General features: G+C 68.7%; 14 protein-coding genes. 11 read left to right on the forward strand and 3 right to left on the reverse strand.

Going from position 1 to position 17,067, the window contains the following annotated elements:
• Window positions 1–208: 208 nt before the first annotated feature.
• The 11 genes from HUA75_RS33365 to HUA75_RS33415 all read left to right on the forward strand — a co-directional run bounded on the left by HUA75_RS33365 (window position 209) and on the right by HUA75_RS33415 (window position 12,680).
• Window positions 209–4,855, forward strand: coding sequence for a DUF4157 domain-containing protein (locus HUA75_RS33365; protein ID WP_174488690.1), 4,647 nt, complete (start codon window positions 209–211; stop codon window positions 4,853–4,855).
• A 9-nt stretch (window positions 4,856–4,864) separates the two neighbouring features.
• Window positions 4,865–5,311 (forward strand): hypothetical protein, encoded by a 447-nt coding sequence (locus HUA75_RS33370; RefSeq protein ID WP_174488691.1) that lies wholly within the window; start codon window positions 4,865–4,867, stop codon window positions 5,309–5,311.
• A gap of 28 nt (window positions 5,312–5,339) precedes the next feature.
• Window positions 5,340–5,582, forward strand: coding sequence for a hypothetical protein (locus HUA75_RS33375; RefSeq protein ID WP_174459075.1), 243 nt, complete (start codon window positions 5,340–5,342; stop codon window positions 5,580–5,582).
• Window positions 5,583–5,812: 230 nt separating this feature from the next.
• Window positions 5,813–6,013 (forward strand): hypothetical protein, encoded by a 201-nt coding sequence (locus tag HUA75_RS33380; protein WP_174455545.1) that lies wholly within the window; start codon window positions 5,813–5,815, stop codon window positions 6,011–6,013.
• Window positions 6,014–6,050: 37 nt separating this feature from the next.
• Entirely contained in the window at window positions 6,051–6,521 is a 471-nt protein-coding gene (locus tag HUA75_RS33385) for a cyclic nucleotide-binding domain-containing protein (protein WP_174488692.1), read from the forward strand.
• Between the two features lie 27 nt (window positions 6,522–6,548).
• Window positions 6,549–7,568: a hypothetical protein gene (locus tag HUA75_RS33390; protein WP_174488693.1), complete on the forward strand. Its 1,020-nt coding sequence runs from the start codon at window positions 6,549–6,551 to the stop codon at window positions 7,566–7,568.
• 16 nt (window positions 7,569–7,584) lie between these two features.
• Window positions 7,585–8,397 carry a DedA family protein gene (locus HUA75_RS33395; protein ID WP_174488694.1) on the forward strand — a complete coding sequence of 271 codons (813 nt, stop codon included), beginning with the start codon at window positions 7,585–7,587 and terminating at the stop codon, window positions 8,395–8,397.
• A gap of 154 nt (window positions 8,398–8,551) precedes the next feature.
• On the forward strand, window positions 8,552–9,940 hold the full coding sequence (locus HUA75_RS33400) for an MATE family efflux transporter (protein WP_174455541.1): 1,389 nt from the start codon (window positions 8,552–8,554) through the stop codon (window positions 9,938–9,940).
• A 172-nt stretch (window positions 9,941–10,112) separates the two neighbouring features.
• Complete coding sequence (locus HUA75_RS33405; protein WP_174488695.1) at window positions 10,113–10,910, forward strand: DUF2092 domain-containing protein; 798 nt, start codon at window positions 10,113–10,115, stop codon at window positions 10,908–10,910.
• A gap of 17 nt (window positions 10,911–10,927) precedes the next feature.
• On the forward strand, window positions 10,928–11,305 hold the full coding sequence (locus tag HUA75_RS33410; protein ID WP_174488696.1) for a hypothetical protein: 378 nt from the start codon (window positions 10,928–10,930) through the stop codon (window positions 11,303–11,305).
• A gap of 49 nt (window positions 11,306–11,354) precedes the next feature.
• Window positions 11,355–12,680 carry a tetratricopeptide repeat protein gene (locus HUA75_RS33415; RefSeq protein ID WP_174488697.1) on the forward strand — a complete coding sequence of 442 codons (1,326 nt, stop codon included), beginning with the start codon at window positions 11,355–11,357 and terminating at the stop codon, window positions 12,678–12,680.
• 250 nt (window positions 12,681–12,930) lie between these two features.
• Here the strand turns inward: HUA75_RS33415 and HUA75_RS33420 are convergent, their stop codons facing one another.
• From HUA75_RS33420 to HUA75_RS33430, 3 genes are all read right to left on the reverse strand, one after another.
• Window positions 12,931–13,854 carry a fibrinogen-like YCDxxxxGGGW domain-containing protein gene (locus HUA75_RS33420; protein ID WP_174488698.1) on the reverse strand — a complete coding sequence of 308 codons (924 nt, stop codon included), beginning with the start codon at window positions 13,852–13,854 and terminating at the stop codon, window positions 12,931–12,933.
• Window positions 13,855–14,121: 267 nt separating this feature from the next.
• Window positions 14,122–15,441 (reverse strand): carboxypeptidase-like regulatory domain-containing protein, encoded by a 1,320-nt coding sequence (locus HUA75_RS33425; RefSeq protein WP_174488699.1) that lies wholly within the window; start codon window positions 15,439–15,441, stop codon window positions 14,122–14,124.
• Window positions 15,442–15,527: 86 nt separating this feature from the next.
• Window positions 15,528–16,946 carry a kelch repeat-containing protein gene (locus HUA75_RS33430; protein WP_174455536.1) on the reverse strand — a complete coding sequence of 473 codons (1,419 nt, stop codon included), beginning with the start codon at window positions 16,944–16,946 and terminating at the stop codon, window positions 15,528–15,530.
• Window positions 16,947–17,067 lie beyond the last annotated feature (121 nt).

The following is a 17,067-nucleotide window of genomic DNA, read 5'->3' on the forward strand; positions in this document are numbered from 1 at the left end:
CCAGCGCAGCTGGAGGTTGCTCCCCGAGAGGACCTGACAGTGAGCACGCGTCCTGGACCCATTCCCACACACGGCGCCCCAGCATGGGCAGACGCACACCGGCGCGGCTTGAATACACATCACGTGTGGGATTGACACGCCCAGCGCTTCGGGCGTTTCCTGACGGACAGTCAGCGGTGACAACGCGACACGCAGCATGGGGACTGCCGTGGATTTCGCTCGCGCCAAGAAGCCGGAGGTGAAGCCCGCGCCCTTGGATGCCAAGGCATCCAGGCCGAAAGCCAGCGCGACGGACCCGAGCGTTCCGCTCTATCTGCGCGGGCCGCTGGGGTCGGCCGTGCCAGCGTCCGACGCCGCCACGCCACCCCAGTCCTCCACCTCGGGCGCTCCGGATGCGGGCCTTCCCCTGTACCTGCGCGGAGCGATGGGCCCCGGCGCGGTGCCACCGCTTCAGGCCAAGCTGGCGGTCGCGCCCGCGAAGAGCGCGCTGGAGGAGCAGGCGGACCAGGTGGCTCGCACAGCGTCGACGCCAGCCTCCAGCGCCTCGGCGTCCGCCACACCGCCTCGCCCCCCCGCGACGCCCAACCGCCTCACGGGCACCTCGGGCGAGCCATTGAGTCCCCGGGTCCGCGAGCGCGTCGAACCGGTCGTCGGGCGCGACCTCGCGGATGTCCGCGTCCATCAAGCATCCGACGACCGCGACGCCGCCCAAAGCATCCGGGCGCGTGCCTTCACCCACAAGGAGCACGTCTTCCTGGGGCGGGGAGAGAGCGCGGAGGACGTGGAACTGCTCGCCCACGAGATGACCCACGTCGTCCAGCAGACCCAGGGCGACGCGCCCCCGGTGCAGCGCAAGCCGGCCGACTACCGCCAATCCGAGGACGGCACGGGGCCCGCCGCCCGAATGCGGGCGCGCATCGACGAGGAGCTCGCCGACGAGGACGTCCCGGACGAGCAGCCCGACATCGACCGGGGTGAAGTCGCGTCCAAGAGCCACGGACTCCAGCCCCAGGCGCGCCCGGACGTGGACAGGGCGGCGCAGGAGCGGCCGGGCGTCCAGGCCGCGGCGACCGAGACGGCGCAGGTGGTCGACGCGCCGGCCCAGGCCGAAGGCGAAGGGGAAGGCGGCAAGGGAAAGAAGGGCGAGGCGGGAGGAGGCGAAGCGGCGGCGGGAGACGCGGAGCAGTCGGCCGCGCAGGACGCCTTCTCCATGGCGGCGGCCGAGCCCCAGCCCCTGGTGCCCGCTCCGGTCGCGCCGGTGCCCCAGGTGGCGCCCGTGGACGCGGGGGGACAGGCGCTGCGGCCCCCGGAGAACATGGAAACGGCCATCACGGAGATCGCCGAGGCCACCCAGGGCATGCGCGACGAGGGCACGGGCCTGCAGGAGGTCGCGTCCAACGAGCGCGCCAACGCGCGCATCCTCGAGGGCAACCTCAACCTGGTACGCAAGGGCGTGGCGCAGTCGGACCTGGGCGTCACGACGTCACAGGGCCACGCGGCATATCGGCGCACCGTCATGGATCAGGGCCGCGCCGCCCTCGGCGTGTCGCGGCAGAAGACCGCGTGGGTGGCGGAGCAGGCGCCGCAACACCTGGGCAAGGCGGACGCGGGCCGCGAGGACTCCGCGGGAATGGCCGAGGAGTCCTCCTCGCTGTCGGCCGAGAGCGCGGCCAACACGCCGGACGACGCCGAGGCCGCGGAGAAGGCCAGCGAGCAGCGCGGCGAAATCAACCAGGCCGGCGGCGACGTCAACAACATGGACCGCGCGTTCTCCGGGGGCCAGGAGCGGGCCCGGGGGCTGTCGGCCGACGCGGCACAGGCCGCGAACCTCAACACCCAGGCCGAGGCGAAGCTCACCGAGAGCACGAGCGTGCTCCAGCGCACGGACGAGAAGCTGTCGCAGATGCGCGAGCAGACCGACGGAGCCCGCGCCCAGGTCGAGGCGCTCGCGGATCGGCCAGGGGAGATGGCCGCCCAGGCGGACGAGACCGAGGCCGAGGGACGCTCCGTGGTCGAGCAGTCGTTCACCGTCGAGGAGCGGCTGCGCGAGGAGCAGGAGACCCACCGCCAGAACACGGCCGCCATCCCCGAGGAGACGCCCGAGGAGCGGGCGCTGCGCGAGGAGGAGGGAATCGAAGCGCCACGCCTCGAGCCGCAGCCCCCCGCGCAGCCGGAGCCCGCGCAGCCCGAGGAGGGAGCAGCGCCGCCGGTGGCCGACGGCGGGAAGGCCGCCGCCGGTGCGCGTGACGGCGCTCCGGCCGAGGCGAAGCCAGAAGGCGAGGCCCAGGCGGCGATGCAGCAGGCCCAGGCCACCGCGGCGGAAGGGGGCGAGTTGCAGCCCATCGCGCCGCGGCCCCCCAGCGAGGCGGGCGCGGAGACGGTGGTGCAACGCCAGCCCCAGGCGGGCTACGAGGACCGGTGGAGCTTCGACCCAGCGGGGCCGATCGCCAGCCACATCCCGAAGGTGCTCGGCGGCACGGCCCCGTCCGAGGGCGAGCCGCGCGTGAGCCGCGAGGAGTTCGAGGCGCTGGAGCTGAAGCGGCGCCAGGACGCGGTGGTCGAAATCCAGAAGATGGCCGGCAAGCCCTTCGAGCAGACCACGGCCTGGGAGCGGCGGCGCATCGCGCTGCGGATGATGGGGCGGAACCTGTGGGCGAAGCTCTCGGGCATCCCCTGGCCAGGGTTCTTGACGTTGGCGGTTGGGTTGGTGAACCCGGTGACGCCGCTGCTCGGCGTGGTGTCGGGCTTCGGGATGATCGCATCGGGCGCGGCGAACGTGGTGAACATCCAGGCCTGGCAGCGCGACCCCATCGGCAACCTGCTGAAGATCGCCGCGGACATCGCGACGGGCCTCACCATCATCCTCGGCTCCATCACCGCGCTGGCGGCGGTCATCGCCGCGTTGTGCACCGCGCTCATCCTGGTCACCTTCGGCATCCTCGGCCCCGCGCTGGGTCCGGTGGTGGCCTTCTGCGCCAGCGTCATGGTGACGGCGGGTGGGTGGACCATCGCGGTCGGCAAGTTCGCGCTGCTCTTCCAGTTCCTCTGCTTCCTGAAGAACCTCTACGAGGCGGGCGTCGCGCGGAACGCGGAGGAGCTGCAGCGCTCGTCGGACCGGATGTCGAGTGACGTCTCCGCCGCGGGCAACGTCCTGCTGCAGATGGGCATGGCGAAGCTGGCCCAGGTGGGCGGCCGTGGCATGCAGCGGGGCATCATCCGAGCCGGGGGCGGCGCGCGCTGGGGAGGCGGGCTGACCACGCGGCTCGGCACGGCGGTGCGCGGCGCGGGGCGAAGCGTCATCCGAGGAGGCAACTTCGCGAGGATGGGAGCGGCCGTCCGCCGAGGACTGCCCCAGGTTCCTGGCGCGGTGGGACGCGGCGTGCGGAGCATCGGCGGGGGCATCCGCAACATGCCAATGCAGGCGGTCGCGGCGGCGCGGGCCTTGCCGGGCGTCATCGGCTCGCCGTTGCAGAGCATGAGCCGCGCGTTTGGCTGGGGGATGTCGCGTGGCTACCTCTTGGGTCGGGGTGTGGCGCCCGGTCTCGCGGGGGTGCGCGCGGCGGGTGCGGAGGGCGCGCTGCTCGCCCGGATCGAGGCCGGCGGACTGAGCGCGTCGGCGGCCCAGCGCGCCCTGCGGGTGTGGGAGCGCGAGGGGCTGGAGATGCTGCTCGCGGACGGACTGAGCGCCGCGGAGATCAACCTCCTCACGCAGGTCTCTCAAGACGCGCTGCGGAGGCTGTTGTCGCGGTACTCGGCGCGCGAGCTCGTGGACACCGCGGCGCAGGTGGGCCCACGGGGCCTCGAGGTCCTGGCGCGGCTCGATGATGCGGTGACGCGGCCTCAGCTCGTCTGGGCCATGCAACTTTCCGCCGCGGAGGCCGAGGCGCTGCTGCGCCAACTCTCCGTGGCCGCGCGCGCCGCCATCATGGACATCTCGGCGGCCGAGGCACGCGATGTGATTGCCGCCGTCGGCATCGGCCGGGTGAACACCGCGCTCGGCCTGGGGGCGACGGGGCCAGTGCGTGGCTCGCATCTGCAGGCCCTGCTCCAGCGGGCGCCGGTGCGCATGGCGGAGGATCTGCTCGACTCGGCGGGAGGCGCCTCCGGCCGCCTCGTCCGCCTGGCACGGGTCGCGTATGGCCTAGAGCCAGCGGAGGTGCTTCTCCCGGGCGCGCCAGTGACCTCCGGCACCATCATCCTGGACAGCAACGCGCGCGTCGCCATCGACAACCTGTTGGCGGGCGTCCACCCGACGACAGGTGCCCCCGGCATCCGCTTCGCGGACCTGGCCATCAGCCATCGGGATGCCATCAACGGCCTCCGAAATGCTCGGGGTCTAGGGCCCTATATCGACCCTCCAGATGGCGCGACCCCAACTCTCGCAGACATCGTTGGACCCGACGCGGACCTCCGCCTCTCACCACTCGCTGGCGCGGAAGCAGTCGGGGGACAGACTGTGACTGGCCGCCCATCGCCATCTCTCCCGAGCCTCCAGGGCATCACCCCCGACCGCACCCATCCTCGCTATCGCGCGGCCCTCGACGAATTGATCGCCGCGCAGGTCGGAAAGGGGAAAGGCGGAGTGGACCGCGGAATCATCGTGGACGCATTGTTCGCGGACACCACCCCAGGCGCGGTGCCGCTCATCATCTCCGTGGACGAAGATCTCGCCATTCCCCTCGCTCGGCAATTCGGAGTGTCGCCCAGGACATTTTCTCCCCTCTCCAGCGACGGGCTCAAAGCCCAGTTGGTTCAACGCTATCCCGAGGGTTACTTTGTCATTCAAGTCCAGGGCCGCAGCTTGAAGATCGTCTTCGGCCCTCCGACAGGACGTCCCCCCGTGCCACCCAACTAGGAGTCCATGATGGCCTACGTCGTATGGTTCCTGACTCCGTTGACCTGTCTTCATTGTGGTGCGCACACGGTCGAGGATGAGACGAATCTGCATACCTCGGACCTCCGCTGGGATCCGGAGAGCATCAACGTTCGGCCGGGCGAACTCCTGGACACAGGACTCCAGGAGTTCAGCGACGCATATCTCAAGCTTCGGCACCCCGTCGGAACAGAGGACGTTCACGCGCTCGAGCAATGGAGTTGCGGAGTGTGCCACCGGGCTCAGTGGGCACGCATCGTCCTCCGATACGTGGACCCGAAGCACTATCGGTTCGTCTCGGCGGAGACGGTCGCCTTGACGCCCGAGGTGATATCCGCTGCGCACTACATCTCGAGCCACCTCGACTGGTGGGTGGAGACACATCCAGGTGAGGAGTCGGAGCGAGTCCTGCCGCTCCTCAAGCACCTGCTCACCTGACACCGGTGGTCCTCTGGGAACGCACCCGATGCCCCTCGAGAAAGACAGTCATGGCCGATTCGTCGTGAGCCTCTTCGGCTTGCCACTCTGGGCGCTCCTCCTCGTCGCGCTATCCATCACGGGCCTCGTCGTCGCGGCGGCCCGGCTCGTTGAGCCCCACCCCGTGACACCGCCGTGGCTCACGGACGCCATCCACCTCGGAGGCTGGGTCTACCTGGCGCTGGTCCTCGTCGCCGTGACGAGCTGGCTCACGCGTCGGAGGAAGCGCTGAGCTTCGCAATGTCCGCGCCAATGTGGCGAGGTCCTCGTCAACCTGGTTGAGGAGTTGCGGATAGCGCTCCGCCAAGGGTGAGGACTTGTCGGCGCCGGGCCGGGTGGCGAAATCCAGCACCTCGTCCTCGAGCTCGGCCATTCGCGCCCGGTACTGCTCCAGCGTTTCGCCACGGCGCTGGTCGAAGAGCCGTCGCTCCATCTGCGCGGGGGGGCCCCCGGGACAATCTCATGGTGGCGATTGAGATCCTGCTCCAGTTGGATGAGACGCTCACGCTGGGGCTCGGTGAGCGAACCCCGCTGCTCGGCCTCGCGCAGGGCCTTCATTTCACCCCGCACCTCGTCGACGGGGGCCACGGGCTTCGGAGGAATGACGGAGGAGAGTCCGGAGGGCTGCGGCTGGGGTGGCACACTGAGCGGAGGGGCCGCTGACTCGCGGGCCCCCGCGCCCCGTGGTAGGACCCGCCCCATGGCTCTCGTGCCTGCGAACACCCTCAAGGCGTGCCCCCTCTTCAAGGGCTTCACCGACACCGGCATCCAGATCTTCGCGGGTGTGGCCGTGCCCCGTGCCTTCCCGAAGGGCACCGCGCTGTTCACCGAAGGCAAGACGGGGGAGTCGCTCCTCATCGTCGGTGAGGGCACGGTGCGACTGAGCGCCAGGAGCCCCTCGGGTGACGACGTCCCGTTGGGCGAAGTGGGGACCGGCGAACCTCTGGGAGAACTGGCGCTGGTGCAGAAGGGCGAGCGGCTGTGCACCGCCACCGCCGTCACGGACGTCTCCGCGCTGGAGATTCGCGCCTCGGACTTCCAGAAGCTCCTGGCCACCAAGCCCCAGGCCTGCGTGAAGCTGCTGATGGGCATCGTCGGCTTCTTCGGCCAGAAGGCCCGGGACAACCGGGACATGATTAGGACCCTCATCGGAAAGGCTCCGGCCGTCTGAGAGGCCCGTGGTAGCGTGGGCGCCGGTATGCGAGCCCCCCACCTGGCCTTCCTCCTACTGCTCGGGGTCCATGCGTCGGCCCCCGCGCACGCCGGGTCGACCGCTCAGGTTTCCATCGCCCCCGAGGAGGACTGGTTCGCGAGCCAGTACACTCCGGGTGGCCTGGAGGTGCGCGCCGATGTCCGCGTCTTCACGCTGTTCGCCCTGCTGAACCGCGCCGGCTACGACGCCGGCCCCGTCGAGCGGGCACACCCCGTTCCCACCTATCGCTACGGCCGCGCTCGCACGCTCGTCCGGGAGAAGCTGGCGACAGCGGCCCCGTCGGTGCTCGAGGACGCGCGGACCTACTTCGCCGCGCACCCGGAGCCGGTGGAGGTGTACCTGGCGCGCGTCCTCGGAGGTCCCGATGTGCCGGGCGCTCCTGGGGACCTGGTGGGACTGGAGGCGCTGCTGGCCCGCGTGGAGCGTGAGTGGCCCGTGGCGGCGCTCCGAGCGGAGACGCTGCCCGACTTCCGCGCCGCGCAACGCGCCTGGTTGCCCCTCTTGGACGGCCCGTTCAAACAAGCAGCCCGACTTCTGGGCCTACGGGAAGGTGAGCCAGCACCCCGGGTGGTGGTTAATCTGCTCGAAGCCGAGGGAAGCGTGCGACCGGTCGACACGGGGCGCGGGTGGGTGATTGTGGTAGGGCCTGCGACGCGAGCCCCCGAGCCCGAGCCCGTGGTGCGCGAACTGGCGCGGGGGCTGTTGTCCTCGCGACTGGCCGGCCGCCTGGGTGCTCGCTGGGCGGGTGGGGCGGCGGCGCTGAAGGACGCGCGGGCGAAAGGGGCGGGCGAGGGGACGGTCGACGACTACGGGGTGGCGCTGCTGAGCCGAGCGCTGGCCCTGACGGCGACGGGGGCACCAGCGGGGGCCTACGAGGCGGCCCAGCGCGAGGGGTACTTCGGTTTGAAGACCCTGTCGCGGAGTTTTGAGGACACGCGCCCGGTTGATGTGTGGGCGCTGGATGGGCTGGCTCGGGCGGTGACCCAGCAAGCCAATCGGAAGTGAACGGACGGGACAACGCGTGCAAGACCTTCTCACCAACCTGCTCGGCGACTCACAGGGTTTCATCGCCTATGCCACCGTCTTTGGCATCCTCGTGGCCTGCGGCCTGGGGGTTCCCCTGCCGGAGGACATCTCGCTCATCCTGGGCGGCTTCCTGGCGCACAAGGGCGCCGCGAGCCTCCCGGTGATGATGGCGGTGGGCTTCGCCGGCATCCTCGTGGGTGACAGCCTCATCTTCTTCGCCGGCCGTCGGCTGGGCGGAAAGCTGGGGCGCAACGGCGATGGCAAGGGCGGAGGCTTCTTCGCGCGCATCGTCACGGCGGAGAAACGCGCGCGGGTGGAAGGGCTCTTCGAGCGCCACGGACAGAAGATTGTCTGCATCGCGCGCTTCATGCCGGGCGTGCGCGCGGTGACGTACTTCACCGCGGGCTCGGTGGGCATGTCCTACTGGCGCTTCATCTTCTGGGATGGGCTGGCCGCGCTCCTGTCCGCGCCCATCTTCGTGTGGCTCGGCTTCCACTTCGGCGGCGAGCTGGACATGCTCATCTCCAAGTTCAAGGAAGGCCAGTACGCCGTCATGGGCGTGCTCGCGGTGGCTGGCATCGGCTACTTCCTGTGGCGACGCAGCCGCGCGGCGGCGAAGAAGCAGCAGGAGAGTCTGGCTCCCAACTCGTCCGTGTCGACTCCGTCGCTCTCCTCCAACGAGTCCTCGCCCCCGAGCGCGTCTCGCAACAACGTGAAGGGCGGCTCCGAGCCGCTGTTCAAGGTGAGCTCCACCTCTTCGGAGAAGTCGCCGGTGGTGGACTCCTCGCGCGAGCTGATGAAGCACTGACGACGCGCGTGACTCGCCCGTCACGTGCGCACGTTCGTCATTTGAGCTCATAGGAGCCGCGAGGCTCCCTGAGTCCATGGCAGGCAGGCGCGAACGGGCTGGCGACGCAGTGCGGCGACTGTTAGTCCCTCGCGCGAGTTCAGCGCGGCGGACCATGGCAGACACGACTGTGCAGGGCCCCACCCGGATGGGGTTGTTTCGGCTGACCTGGCCGATCTTCCTGGAGCTCCTCCTCTTCATGATGATGGGGACGGCGGACACGCTGATGCTCAGCGGTGTGTCCGACGACGCGGTCTCCGCGGTCGGCGTCGTCAATCAGTACCTGTTCATCTGCATCCTCATCATGGAGGTGGTGAGCAACGGTGCCTCCGTCGTGGTGTCCCAGTACCTGGGCGCGCGACGTTCGGAGGAGGCCGCGCGCATCTCCGCGGTGGCCATCACCCTGAACCTGCTGCTCGGCGTGACGGTGAGCGCGGGGCTCTTGCTCTTCGGCGATGCGCTGCTGCTGCGGATGAACCTGCACGGCATTGTGCTGGAGCACGCGCGCACGTACATGGGAATCGCTGGAGGGTTCATCTTCCTCCAGGCGCTCATCAACGTCTGCTCCAGCTTGATTCGCACCTACGGCTTCACGCGCGAGTCGATGTTCATCGCGCTGGGGATGAACGCGCTGCACGTGGGCGGCAATGCGCTGCTCATCTTCGGGCTGCTCGGGGTTCCCCGGCTGGAAGTGGCCGGCGCGGCCCTGTCCACGGTGGGAAGCCGCGCGGTGGCGCTCGTCGTGTTCGCCTGGCTCTTGTACCGGGTGATGGACGTGAAGATGCGGGCGCGTGACTACGTGACGTTCTCCCGCGACACGCTCCGGAAGATCCTCCGGGTGGGGATTCCCTCCGCCGTGGAGCAGGGCACGTACCAGTCCTGCCAGGCTGTGTTCCTCTACTACGTGACGTTCCTGGGGCCCACGGCGCTGGCCTCGCGGCAGTACGCGAATGCGATTTCCCAGTACATCTTCCTATTCAGCCTCGCCGTCGGCATGGGCACGGCCATCATCGTGGGCCGGCTGGTGGGCGCGGGGCAGGTCGACGAGGCGTACCGCCGGGTGCTCCAGAGTTTGAAGTGGGCGGTGGCCATCACCTTCGTCGTGGACGTGGCGGCCATCCTGGTCCGCGCGCCGCTGGTGGGGTTGTTCACCCATGACGGCGACATCGTCCGGCTCACGTCCCAGGTCATCGTCCTGGGGCTCCTGCTGGAGACGGGGCGCTCCTTCAATCTGGTCCTGGTGAACGCGCTGCGGTCAGCGGGGGATGCTCCCTTCACCGTCTACATGGGCTTCTTGTCCATGGTCTGCATGAGCCTGCCGCTGGGCTACGTCCTGGTCTTCAAGCTGAACCTGGGGCTCGCGGGCGTGTGGCTGGCCGTCGCCGCCGATGAGTGGCTTCGGGGCATCTCCATGTGGATTCGCTGGAAGAGCCGAGCGTGGGAGCAGAAGTCCCTGGTCGACCCGGTGGAGGCGCCCGCCGTGGTGGCCGTCGTGAGCGCGTAGCCTTCAGTCATCTCAAAGACCTGGCGTGCGCGGCGGGGGCTTGCTCCAGGCCTGGTGGCCTGAAGTGAGCAAGGCCCGCCTGGACTTGCTCATGCCCCGCGCATCTCCATGTTGATGCGGAGCTGACTTCTGGACATCCGCAGGGGAGGCGTTCGGCATGGGGCTTCAAGGCATGGGTTCGAAGAAGCGGCTGCTTTCGCTGGTGCTCTGCGCGGGCGGACTGGTGAGTGGTTTCTCGCCCGCGCTCGCGGCACCAGGGCAGGCAGCCGCCGGTCCCCAGGATGCGCCCGCGGTCGACCCCAACGCCATCAAGGCCTTGGAGGAGATGGGCGGCTTCCTGAGGAGCTTGCCTGCGTTCGCGATAACTGCGGAGACGACCACGGACGAGGTCCTGGACAGTGGTCAGAAGATCCAGCTGTCCTCGGAAGCAGAGCTCCGCGCGCGCCGCCCCGACAAGCTCAGGGTCGACATCAAGTCTGACCGGAAGCAGCGCCAGTTCTTCTATGACGGGAAGACCTTCACGGTGAACGGCCCGAAGGGCGGGTACTACGCCTCGTTCGATGCTCCTCCCACGCTGGCGCAGACCATCGCCACCGCCGAGCATCGCTACGGTGTCGAGATTCCATTGGTCGACCTCTTCTATTGGGGGACGGACAAGAGCGGCATCAAGGACATCCAGTCGGCTATCGACGTGGGGCCCGCCACCATCGACGGCGTGGAGACCGAGCAGTACGCCTTCAAGCAGCAAGGCGTGGACTGGCAGGTCTGGATCGAGAAGGGGGACAAGCCCCTGCCTCGGAAGCTCGTCATCACGAACACCCAGGACCCCACGCAGCCCCAGCACGTCGCGGTCCTCGATTGGAACCTGAAGCCCAACGTCGGCAACGCGGTGTTCGCGTTCAACCCCCCGAAGGGCTCCCACCGGATTCAATTCGATGCAGGCCCGTCGAATCCCGGAAGAAGCCCGTGAGCCAGGAGCCTGAACCCATGAGCCCCCATTCATTCCTGAAGTCCCTCGTGGTCGTCCTTGGCTTCGGACTGCTCGCAGGAAGCGCCGAGGCGCGTGCGGTCCGCACCACGACGAGGACTCACGTCAATTCCAACGTCAATCGGGATGTCGACGTGCACCGCGACATCGACGTGGATGTCGACCGGAACTATCACCCGGTCGCGACGGCCGCCGCCGTGACGGCGACCGCCACTGTCACAGCGGCGGCCATTGGCTCAGTGGCCCGCTCGCTTCCTCCGGCGTGTTCAACGGCCGTGGTCAGCGGCGTCACGTACCAGAACTGCGAAGGCACCTGGTACCAGCCTCGCTACTCCGGTACCGAGGTCTCCTACGTCGTGGTGAACCCGCCCAGGTGAGCCGCGAGCCCGGTGGATGGGGCAGGGCGGTGGACTAGAGTCGCTTCCCATGAAGCGACTCCTCCCCGTCTGCCTCATGGTCCTCGTGGGCTGTGCCACCACGAAAGCACGTCCGCCCGAATACGCGACGTTCATCCAGAACGACTACGCCGCGGCGCTCGCCCAGGCCCGCGCTGAGCGCAAGCCGCTCTTCATCGACTTCGGCGCGGTGTGGTGTCCGCCCTGTCGGACCATGGAGGCCCAGGTCTTCGCCGCGCCAGACTTCATCGCGAAGGCGAAGGACTATGTCCTGCTCGCGGTGGACGTTGATGACCCCATCAATGAGCCGATCCTCGAGCGCTTCCCGGTGGACAACCTGCCCACGTTGCTGGTGCTCGACTCCGAGACGGAGACTCCCGCGGTGCGCTGGATGGGAGGCGCGGCGCTGGAGGATGTCCTGGCGTTGCTCGACGATGCGCGGCGCGCGCTGAGCGCCCAGGTGTCGGGGCCGGAGCTGCTGCTGCTCGAGGGCGACCGCGCCCATGCCCGGAGGGAGCACGAACTGGCCGCGCGGAAGTATCAGGAGGCGGTGGAGCAGGGCCCCAGGGATTGGAGCCGTCGCACCCGGGCGGTGGAGTCCGCGCTCAATGCGCTGTGGAACGCGGAGGCCTTCCAGGCCTGCGCGGAGTACGCGGTGAGGACCGTCCCCAGCCTCGACGAGGAGGGGCAAGCGGGCCCGGCGAGCACCGGCTACTCGTGCGCGAGCTACGCCAACGAACCCAAGCCCTGGGCCGCGCCGGCCATGAAGGCGCTGGAGGTCTACTTCGAGAAGGCCTTCGAGCAGGCCCAGAAGCACGGCACGAAGAGCCAGACCTGGCTCTACGACTCCATGGCGGACCTGCTCGCGGCGAGGGGCGACAAGGAGGGCGCCCGGAAGCTCTCCGAGGAGTACTACGCGAAGGTGCTCGCGTACCGCGCCGAGGAGACCACCGCGCGGGGCAGGGCAGCGTGGGACTCGCAGCTCTACATCGCCGCCGAGTTGAGCGGGCACCTGGCGGACACCCTCGAACTCTTCGTCCAGACGGAGCGCGAGCTCCCGGACGACTTCTCCGCCAGTACACGGGTGGCCGCGAACCTCCGAGAGCTCGGCCGCTATGACGAGGCGCTCGCCGCGACGGACCGTGCGCTGAAGCGGGCCCAGGGCGGCCGACGGTTGGCGGTCTGGCTGAGTCGGGCGCGGACGCTGGAGCGGGCGGGGCGCGAGGACGAGGCGCGCAAGGACCTGGAGACGGCGCTCTCCGAGGCGGAGCGGCTGCCCAGGATGCAGCGGGAGTTCTCCCAGTACGCGGTGGACGCGGTGCGCGCCGCGCTGTCCGCGCTCCCAGGCGCGAAGTGAGTACCGCTATTCCAACAAGGGCCTGTCGGTCGTAAACGCGGGCCAGGTGAGCTACCTGCTGGTCTCGCGCGACGTGAGCTTCGTTGGCTTCGGCTCAGCTACATCATCGTCCGCAACTGATTCAACGGGTGGGTTGGCCCTCTCTCCAGGGCCAACCCCGCATCCCCCACCCAGGAGGAGCGAATCGTGTCCGTGCTCCAGCATGGGCGCATCCTGGAATCGGTCCAGGCGACTGGAGCGCCCCCTCTCGTCAGCGCGTGCGGCAGACTGAACGGGTGCTGCCGTCCATGCTCGATATGACCGTGGAGATCCGCATCGGGCCCTGGAGCTTGTACGAGGTGTAATAGCCGTCGTTCAAGGAACAACCCATGCAGCCATTGCCATATCGATAATAGCCGCTGCTCACGTTGTAGCCGCAGGTCCCCCGCTCGCTACCGAAATCACAAAGGGTGATTGTCCCATCACTCACGAAACCCAGGGCCTGACAGGTCCCCATGCTCGGGTTCCCAGCGGCGACGAGGGCGTCGATGGGACGATTGTCGCTGGCGCCGCGGAGGGCCCACACGCTACAGAGCCCGGACGTGCGAGCAAGCAGGCTCATCATGACGTAGTCGAGGTTCGAGCCCTCACGCGTCCGTCCCCGGCGAACGCCCACATCTTCCGTGCAGAGTTCAACCCCCAACCGCATGTCGCAGTAGGCGGAGATGGGCCGGGCGCCGGTCGGGTTGATGACGTACTCCCCATCGGGAGCGCTGGGAATCGCGGCCTTCACCGCTGCGCAGCCCGCGAAGGTCGGCGCGGAGATGTTGAGCGCGAAGTCGCCGCAGCGGGTGCTGTAGCCATCGACGACAATCTTCACCCGCGTGCCGGCGGTGAGGTTCACCGTCACCGAGGACTGGAACGTCGTGCTGCTCGCATCGTCGTTGCAGCCCAGCGACGCATGGGTGGACGCATCGAGGAGCAGGAGCACCGTGTCAAAGGTAGCGCCCGTCGTGGTGAAGGTGAACATGCCGGTGGAGGGCGCGGTCCAGTAATAGGCGCGGTCCGGAGCCGTGGTCTGGGTGGTGCAGGCCGGAGTGTGCTCATTGAGCGCGGCACACGTATTGTTCGTGGCGACGGGTGAGCCCAGCACGGAGCCGAGCTCGTCGGTCAGCGCCTGGCCCACCTCATCCACGGTACCGACCTCATTTCCCGGGATGCCAGCACCCGCCCGTTCCTCCTCGGGCAGCGGGCCTTCACCGCAGGACAGGCTCAGGACAGCGCAGGCGCCAAGAAGAACACTTCTCCAGCCACAATCACTGTTCATCGGGTTTCTCCTTGTCCGGGTGCCGCATTCCCTGTGAGTCATTTCCCTCCGAATCGAACGGTCGGAGGCTTCGACGCCGAGCGACGAGCGGCCTGTCCCGCTCGGGACTTGAGGGGACAGGCCGGTGGGAAGCGACTACAGCTCTGTCGTGAACTGCACGCGCGACTTGCAGGGGTGCGTGCCCTGGGCCACGTCGTCGAAGTCGATCATGTTGCCGCTCGGGTCCTTCGGGTAGCCGGTGCCTCCCCACGGAGCGCCCGAGTTGAACCGGGTGACTCCGCCCGCCGTGGTGTACAACGGGTAGCCGGCCGAGGCGGCCGGCGTGGAGGAGATGTCCAGGTTCTTCGCGCAGTTCGTGGGAGCGCCGGCCGGGAACGTGATTCCCACCTCCTGCAAGGCGTTCGCGCGGATGTTGTAGAGCACGATGAAGGGCGACGCCTGGGACATCGTGTCGGTGCGCGGCATGAGCGTGCCCGCCGCGTTGGGCAGCTTCAGGCTGAACTGGACGGTGCCCGTCGTGCCGAAGCAGGTCTCCGGGAAACCCACGAGTTCGATAATGGTGCAGGCGGGCTCGCGCTTCTCGATGTCCGCGTTCCACATGCCCAGCCCGCCCGTGCTGATGGGGACGGCGCCGGAGATGCTGCTCGTGCCCTGCATGGTGAAGGTGGTGCCCGTTGGGCCGAACTGCATGTTGGCGGACTTCTCCTCCCACTTGCCCGTCGTCTCGTTGAACTTCCACATCGCGAGTCGACAGGTGCCGTCGGAGACACACGCCGGCATGCTACCCACCTGCGTGGGCACGGGGATGAAGCCCGTCGCGGTGGCACCCGTCGCCAGGTTGAGGGCCGCGCCGCTGGCATCCGTGGCGCCCACGAAGACGGCGCCCACGGACTCGAGCGCGACCTGCTGCCCGCTGGAGTTCACCGCCGTGAAGTCGCCCGGCATGCGCATCGGGTCATAGCTCGCGACGGTGATGCTGACCGGGCCCGTGGCCGGCACGCCGCTGGCGTTGACGAGCGTGTTCGCCTTCAGGTTCACCTTCACGCCGCTGGGCGTGGTCACCGTGCTGTCCACCGTCGGGCTGACGGTCTGCACGAAGCCCGTCTCCAGGGTGTGGTTGAGGCTCGTCTTGCTCGCCGAATAGAACTCGGTCGCCGAGGCCAGTCCGTTCTTCCGGAGGGTGAGGACGTAGCCGTTGGCCGACGCCACGACGGACATGAAGTACCGGCCGGTGGTGTCCGTGGTCCGGGAGATTCCGTTGATGACCACCGTGACGCCCGCCTGCACGGCGCCCGCCGAGTTGCGCACCGTGCCCGAGAAGACGGCCGACGTGGCGAGGTCCGCGTTAGCCTCCCGCGTCTCATCGCCCACGGCCTTCGAGTCCTCCAGCGCTCCGCAGCCAGTCGCAAGCAGCGCGGGCACGACGAAGATGCTGCACAGACGTCTCAGATTCATGGCAAGCCTCCATGCTGGGTTTGAACAGACACGAATCCACCGCGCCCCCGTCGTCTCCGGAGGCGCCCCGCCCTGACTGGCCGCGACTACTGGATGTTGAGGGTGAGGGTGCCGCACCGCGTCCGGTAGCCATCCACGACGATGCGAAGCTGCCGTCCCGCCGAGAGCGTCACGGCGACGGACGACTGGAACGTGCTGGCGTTCACGTCGTCGTTGCATCCGAGCGCCGCGCCGGTGTTCGCGTCGAAGAGGGACAGCACGGTGTCGAAGGAGGAGCCCGTCGTCGACACGGTGAAGGTGCCGGACGAGGGCGCCGTCCAGGTGAAGCTCCGGTCCGGCGCGGTGCTGCCGGCGCTGCACGCGGGCGTGGAATCGTTGGTGGCGGTGCACGTGTCCGCCTGCACCAGCCCCGAGCCCAGGCTGCTCCCCAGGTCGCTCCCCACGTCGGGCGAATACAGGTCGGCCGTCGCGAGATGGCCGCTGCCACCGGTTCCGCCCGTCACCAGGACCTTCCCATTGGCGAGCAGGGTCGCGGTGTGCTCACCGCGGGGGCTGCTCATCACGCCGGCGCTCGTCCAGGTGTTGGTCGCCGGTGCGTAGAGCTCGGCGCTGTCCCGGCTATAGGCCCCCGCCGCCAGGACCTGACCGTTCGCGAGCACCGTCGCGGTGTGCATGTAGCGACCGATTCCCATGGGCGCCACCGGGGCCCAGGTGTTGGTCGCAGGGTCGAATGCATCGACACTGGGCGGCAGGCCCGTTCCGCTGTTTCCCCCCACCGCCAGCACCTTGCCGGTGGGGAGGACCGCCAGGGGGAACAGCACTCGGGCCGTGCTCATGGAGCCCACGGACGACCAGGAGTTGGTCGCCGGGTTGTACACCTCGGCGCTGGACCAGAAGGGAGTCCCCCCGCTGTAGCCCCCCGCCACCAGCACCCTTCCATCCTCCAGCAGGGCCGCGCTGTGCTGCTTGCGGGCGCTGCTCATGGAAGGCACGGCCGTCCAGATGTTGGTCGCCGGGTCGTACAGCTCGGCCGCGTTCGTCGACGAATTGACGGGAGCGCCCCCGGCGACCAGCACCTTCCCGTTCTGCAGCCGGACCGCCGTATGGAAGGCGCGCGGGCTGATCATGGAAGCCACGTCCGTCCACGAGTTGGTCGCCGGGTTGTACAGCTCGGCCTGGGCCAGGGTGCCGGTGGGGCTCTCTCCTCCCGTGACGAGCACCCTACCGTCCTGCAACAGGGTGGCGGTATGGGCCCGGCGTCCACGGAGCAGGGTGCCGGCCGATGTCCACGTGTTGGTCGAGGGGTTGTACTGCTCGGCGGCGGTCGGGAAGTTCCAGGTCGTCGTGATGTAGAAGCCGCCCGCCACCAGCACATTGCCATTCGCCAGCCGGGTCGCGCTGTGGAGCGACCGGAGACCCAACATCGGCGCCGCAGGCGACCAACCCGCTGCCCAGGCCCCACTCCACGCCACGCTGGCGATGAGCAGGGAAATGATGAAGGCCATGCGGCTGGAAAGGTCTTTATTCACTGACATGCGCACCCCCGTTCACGGACGGTGCGATGATTATCACTTATCCCTGGATTGCAGCTAGGTAATTACTATCGTGGATTCCACGTATGACGTT

Origin of the sequence: Myxococcus sp. CA040A (assembly GCF_013336725.1) — a bacterium.
Lineage (GTDB): Bacteria > Myxococcota > Myxococcia > Myxococcales > Myxococcaceae > Myxococcus > Myxococcus llanfairpwllgwyngyllgogerychwyrndrobwllllantysiliogogogochensis.

What these genes read in the sequence shown, in the direction of transcription:
- HUA75_RS33370 (WP_174488691.1), top strand. Translation starts at nt 4,865, where the DNA reads ATGGCCTACGTCGTATGGTTCCTGACTCCGTTGACCTGTCTTCATTGT.
- HUA75_RS33375 (WP_174459075.1), top strand. Translation starts at nt 5,340, where the DNA reads ATGCCCCTCGAGAAAGACAGTCATGGCCGATTCGTCGTGAGCCTCTTC.
- HUA75_RS33380 (WP_174455545.1), top strand. Translation starts at nt 5,813, where the DNA reads ATGGTGGCGATTGAGATCCTGCTCCAGTTGGATGAGACGCTCACGCTG.
- HUA75_RS33385 (WP_174488692.1), top strand. Translation starts at nt 6,051, where the DNA reads ATGGCTCTCGTGCCTGCGAACACCCTCAAGGCGTGCCCCCTCTTCAAG.
- HUA75_RS33390 (WP_174488693.1), top strand. Translation starts at nt 6,549, where the DNA reads ATGCGAGCCCCCCACCTGGCCTTCCTCCTACTGCTCGGGGTCCATGCG.
- HUA75_RS33400 (WP_174455541.1), top strand. Translation starts at nt 8,552, where the DNA reads ATGGCAGACACGACTGTGCAGGGCCCCACCCGGATGGGGTTGTTTCGG.
- HUA75_RS33405 (WP_174488695.1), top strand. Translation starts at nt 10,113, where the DNA reads ATGGGTTCGAAGAAGCGGCTGCTTTCGCTGGTGCTCTGCGCGGGCGGA.
- HUA75_RS33410 (WP_174488696.1), top strand. Translation starts at nt 10,928, where the DNA reads ATGAGCCCCCATTCATTCCTGAAGTCCCTCGTGGTCGTCCTTGGCTTC.
- HUA75_RS33415 (WP_174488697.1), top strand. Translation starts at nt 11,355, where the DNA reads ATGAAGCGACTCCTCCCCGTCTGCCTCATGGTCCTCGTGGGCTGTGCC.
- HUA75_RS33425 (WP_174488699.1), bottom strand. Translation starts at nt 15,441, where the DNA reads ATGAATCTGAGACGTCTGTGCAGCATCTTCGTCGTGCCCGCGCTGCTT.
- HUA75_RS33430 (WP_174455536.1), bottom strand. Translation starts at nt 16,946, where the DNA reads ATGGCCTTCATCATTTCCCTGCTCATCGCCAGCGTGGCGTGGAGTGGG.